This window comes from Petrotoga halophila DSM 16923 (assembly GCF_002924615.1).
Genome location: NZ_JALY01000176.1, coordinates 1 through 4,583 on the forward strand (window position 1 = coordinate 1; position 4,583 = coordinate 4,583).

Annotated in this window: 4 protein-coding genes; all 4 read left to right on the top strand. The window is 33.9% G+C overall.

Translation table 11 applies throughout. The features are described 5' to 3' along the window. Nucleotides 1-249: flagellar biosynthetic protein FliR (locus AA81_RS08745; RefSeq protein WP_146050372.1), on the top strand; the 249-nt coding region annotated here is incomplete at its 5' end. Further along, nucleotides 171-1,304, top strand: coding sequence for a flagellar biosynthesis protein FlhB (flhB, locus tag AA81_RS08750; RefSeq protein WP_233186697.1), 1,134 nt, complete (start codon nt 171-173; stop codon nt 1,302-1,304). The genes AA81_RS08745 and flhB, both read left to right, overlap by 79 nt. A gap of 18 nt (nt 1,305-1,322) precedes the next feature. Beyond that, entirely contained in the window at nt 1,323-3,455 is a 2,133-nt protein-coding gene (gene flhA / locus AA81_RS08755; protein ID WP_103898809.1) for a flagellar biosynthesis protein FlhA, read from the top strand. After that, a partial coding sequence (gene flhF, locus AA81_RS08760) for a flagellar biosynthesis GTPase FlhF (protein ID WP_103898810.1) occupies nt 3,445-4,583 on the top strand: 1,139 nt, incomplete at its 3' end. The genes flhA and flhF, both read left to right, overlap by 11 nt.

A 4,583-nucleotide genomic window follows, 5' to 3' on the forward strand; every position in this document is an offset into this window, starting at 1 on the left:
GTATTCACTATAGGCCTTCAGCTTTCGATGCCATTGATCGCATTTATGATCCTTATGAAGGTTGCTTTGGGAATAGTTTCTAGATTGATCCCGCAGGTTAATGTTTTTATGGTTGGTATCCCACTAGAAATACTGGTAGGATTTTTACTCTTTTTAGGAGTGATATTGATATGGGAAGATCAATTTACTACTCTATTCTTTCAACTAATAGAATGGATAAAGAATTCAATGATCCTTCTATTTCAATAAACCTTCAACTTTTTGCTGATCCAGATAAAACTGAGGATCCTACACCTAGACGCTTAGAAAAAGCTCGGGAAGAGGGAAACATTCCCCAATCTAATGAATTCAATATGGCTGTAAGTTTTTTGTCAATTTCACTTTTTCTGTGGATAATATTTGAGCCCTTACTTAACGATATCTTTAAAGTATTTCATGATTATTTATCTTTAGATTTAGATTATTCACCAACAGATTTGCTTGGATATGAGATTACAGCACATATGAACTTATACATGAAATTGATACTGTTTTTTGTTGTTGCCGTTGTAGTTTCTACCCTTTTGGGAATGATCCAAACCAAATTTTTGTTTACTTTTAAATCTTTAAAATTGGATCTGAGCAAGATAAACCCCATTAAAGGATTCAAAAGGCTATTTTCATTAAGATCTGTGGTGGAGCTTATAAAGGCACTTTTAAAATTAACCATATTAGGATTGCTAATCTATAATATAATAAAAGTCAATTGGTTTAAGATACTCTCTTTGGCAGAGGAAGAAACTGCTTTTTCTTTTAATGTGATTTTTGATTTAGTGATTAATGTACTGTTTCAATTAGGAATAGCCTTACTTCTTCTCAGCCTATTTGATTTTTGGTACCAAAGGTATGAATATAAAAAAGAGCTTAAAATGAGTAAGTATGAGGTCAAACAAGAACGAAAGGAAATAGAAGGTAACCCTGAAATTAAACAAAGGCAAAGAGAAATGATGAGAAATTTAGCAAGGAGTAGAATGATGCAAAAAGTCCCTGAAGCGGACGTTGTCATCACCAATCCTACTCATTATGCTGTTGCCATAGAGTATAATGCTGAAGAAATGCATGCGCCCATTGTTGTAGCAAAAGGAAAAGATGAAGTTGCATTTAAAATAAGAGAGATTGCTTTTAAACATAGAATCCCTATCTTAGAAAGACCTGCTTTGGCAAGAGAAATTTATGAGAAAGTTGATTTAAACGAAGAAATACCAGAAGATTTATACACCTTAGTTGCAGAGGTACTGGCTTACGTCTACAACCTCAGTTATTAATTCATTGGGGGGATAGCAATGAATTTTACTAGAATAAAAGGGTTAGATGCAGTAATATCCATACTTATTGTTGGAATAGTTGTGTTGATGGTAATACCTATTCCTACGTTTTTGCTAGACTTTTTGCAACTTTTAAACATAATCGTTTCGATAATGATTTTATTGGCTACATTATATTTGAAAAGGGCATTGGATATTTCTATTTTCCCATCTTTGTTATTAGTTATGACTATCTTTAGGTTGGCGTTGAATGTTTCTTCTACTCGTTTGATACTCTTAAACGGTAAAAATTTCGAAGGAAAAGTTGTTAGAGCCTTTGGAGACTTTGTTGTTGGTGGAAATTATATTGTGGGAATCATAATCTTTTTGATACTCGTTATAATTCAATTTCTCGTAATAACTAAAGGAACAGAAAGAATATCGGAAGTAGCCGCAAGGTTCACTTTGGATGCCATGCCTGGTAAACAGATGAGTATAGATGCTGATATGTCTTCAGGGTTGATTAACGAAGAAGAAGCTAGACAAAGAAGAGAAGACATACGAAGAGAAGCCGACTTCTATGGTGCGATGGATGGAGCTAGTAAATTTGTGAGAGGGGATGCAATAGCCGGTTTGATAATAACCCTCATCAATTTAGTTGGGGGTTTAATAATTGGGATGTTACAGCAGGGACTGACGATCGCAGAGGCAGCGGAAGTATTTGCTTTACTCACCGTTGGGGATGGGCTCGTTGCTCAAATTCCTGCGTTGTTAATTTCAACCTCTGCAGGTATGATAGTATCAAGAGCCGCTTCAAAAGATAATTTTGGGGTAGATTTAATAAAACAACTTACTTCTGACACAAGGGTTTTGAATATAGCCGGTGGAATAATAATATTTTTAGGTATGTTAACACCAATTCCAATTTTTCCCTCGTTGATTTTAGGAGGAGGTTTACTTTTCGTAGCTTACGTTAATAGAGTGAATGAAGGTCAGCTAGCTTACGAAACAACGGGTTCAAGCGGGGGAGGAATGGGAGCTTCAACTGCACCAAAAGATGAAAAAAGGAGCGTTTCTGGCGGGTTTGCACCACCCCTAACAACTCCAGAAGAAGTTTCAGAAGTTTTACAAGGAGATACAATTGAGGTAGATATTGGTTATGGATTGATTCCTTTAGCTGATCCAGATCAAGGCGGAGATCTATTAGATAGGATAACCGTTGTTCGAAAACAATTGGCATATGAATTGGGTATAGTTATCTCTCCCATTCGAATAAGGGACAGCGTTCTATTAAGTTCAAACGAATACGTTATTAAATTGAGAGGTGTTGAAGTTGGTAGATTCGAATTGATCCCCGATAGGCTTCTCGCTATAAACTCAGGTATGGCTTCTGAAGAATTACCTGGAATAAAAACAAAAGAACCTGCTTTCGGTTTGGAAGCCTTCTGGATAGATGAAAGTTTAAAAGAAGAGGCTATAGAAAAAGGTTATACAACCGTTGACGCACCCAGTGTTTTTGCCACTCATCTTTCTGAAACCATTAAAAAATATGCTCACGAAATTATTGGAACAAAAGAATTAGAAATATTAATCGATGGATTGAGGGTTAATTATGCCAATCTTGTAGATACCCTTATTCCAACAATGCTCAAAATGCATGAACTAAAAAAAGTTTTAAATGAACTATTATATGAAAGGATTTCAATAAGGAATCTACCCTTAATTTTTGAAAGTTTGGTAGAGGCAGTAGATAAATATGGAAACAATATTGAGAACTTAGTAGAGTATGTTAGAAGGTCTTTAGGTAGGCAAATAGCGGAAAATTTAAAGTCTGACGATGGAGAACTACACGTTACCGCATTGGATCCATCTATAGAGAAAAAATTAGCTGAATCGATAAGGGAAGCCGATTCGGGAAGGGTTATTATACTCGAACCAGAATATTCGAATATTTTGGTACAAAAAATATCTAAATCTCTGGAAAATATGATGATGAAAGGGTTTAATCCTATATTAATTTGTTCTAAAAACATAAGATATCCCTTTACCAGATTTATATTAAAATTTATTCAAAACATCAGTGTTATAGCATACGAAGAGATACCTTCGGATACTTCTCTCAACGTGAACGAAATAGTTAAAATAGAAGGTGAGGGATCTGATGCAAATTAAAAAACTTACCGTAAAAACAATTTCTGAAGCGATGGAAAAGATAAGGAGAGAATTTGGGGAAGATGCTTATATTTTAGACACAAAAAAAATCAAAAAAGGTGGTTTTTTTGGAATCGGTGGAGAAAAATACATTGAAGTAACAGTTTTGAGCGAGGAAAACAAGAATTCTGAGTACAAACCTCAAAAATCAAAAAAACACTCGCAAGAATCTGATAATACCTATACCTTAAATGATCTAATAAAAAGGAATACCCCCGAATTATATAGAAATAAAGAGAAAGAACAAAAGATATCAAAACCATCGAATTTAAACATTGAAAAAGAATCCAGTGTCAAACATTCGAAAGATGATTTAACAGAGTTTGTCAAAACGAGTAGAGAAATATCTTCTAAGATAGACAAAAGCGCTGAAGCATTTTACCATCAACACAATGAAAAGGAACCTTCAGAAAGTAACATCAAAGATAGTTTAAAATTAGAAGAATTGATGAAAATGGTTGAAAAGTTGAATAAAAAAATGGAAGCGAACAATCTCTATCTCCAAGATATAAAGGATAAGCTGTACGAAAAATCGTACTCAAGAACTTTCATTGAATCTTTTTTAAATCAATTAAACGATTTAAAAGTTGAAGAAAATTGGAAAAATCAAGAAATTATAAGAACCAGGTTTGAAAAAAAGCTTTATCAAAGCTTAGAAATTTTGAATTTTGGGGATATTAAGAATAAAGTTATGTTTATAGGTCCCACAGGAGTAGGTAAAACAACAACGTTGGCCAAAATTGCAGCTAGCTTAAAAAAAATGAATAAAAAAATTGCAATAATTACAATTGATACGTACAGAATAGCTGCAACTGACCAGCTTAAAACTTATGCAGACATACTAGGTGTTTCGCTTCACATTTGTTATACCCCTTCTGACCTCAAAAGTGCTCTGGAATCACTTCTGAACTTTGATGTAATTCTAATAGACACAGCAGGAAGAAGCCATAAAAACAATTTACAGATGGGTGAACTAAAGGTGTTCAAAGATGTAGTAGATCCTGATTACAACATAATGTTGGTATCATCCAACACCAATTGTGAAGATATGATACATATTTATGATAATTTTTCTTATCTAAAACCCAA

What these genes read in the sequence shown, in the direction of transcription:
- flhB (WP_233186697.1), top strand. Translation starts at nt 171, where the DNA reads ATGGGAAGATCAATTTACTACTCTATTCTTTCAACTAATAGAATGGAT.
- flhA (WP_103898809.1), top strand. Translation starts at nt 1,323, where the DNA reads ATGAATTTTACTAGAATAAAAGGGTTAGATGCAGTAATATCCATACTT.